The following is a 507-nucleotide window of genomic DNA, read 5'->3' as shown; positions in this document are numbered from 1 at the left end:
GCAAAAGGTTGTTCGGGAAGCCGTAGTAAACGCCCTGATGCATCGGGATTATCAGGTGCAGCAGCCCATTCTGGTGGTGCGCTACAGTAACCGTATCGACATCCGTAACGCAGGATATTCACTCAAACCAGAAGCCATGTTAGGTGAAATGGGTTCAAAGCTGAGAAACCCTGTGATTGCTGCCGTGTTATACGATCTGAGTTTTGCGGAGACCAAAGGCTCCGGGATTCGTACCATGCGTAATCTGCTGCAGCAGGTTGGATTGACAGCTCCGGTATTCTCCAGCCATGTGATTGCCAATGAGTTTCAGGCTACATACCTGCTGCATCACCTGTTGGGTGAAGACCAGCTGGCGTGGCTTAGCCAGTTCAAACAGCTGCAACTGACGAATGATGAAGCCAGAGCCCTGATTCTGTCGAAGGAAACCGGTGCGGTCGATAACGCTGGTCTGCGTGCTGTAACCGGGCTGGATACATTGGCGGCCAGTCAGGTGCTAGGTAGGTTGCA

1 protein-coding gene is annotated in these 507 nt (G+C 52.5%); it reads left to right on the top strand.

Features of this window, described 5'->3' with window-relative positions:
- Positions 1 to 507 (top strand): ATP-binding protein (locus Q4563_RS15835; RefSeq protein WP_303605149.1); only part of this gene is annotated, 507 nt, incomplete at both ends.

The organism is Gilvimarinus sp. 1_MG-2023, assembly GCF_030548285.1.
This window is presented reverse-complemented; position numbering and strand designations above follow the sequence as displayed.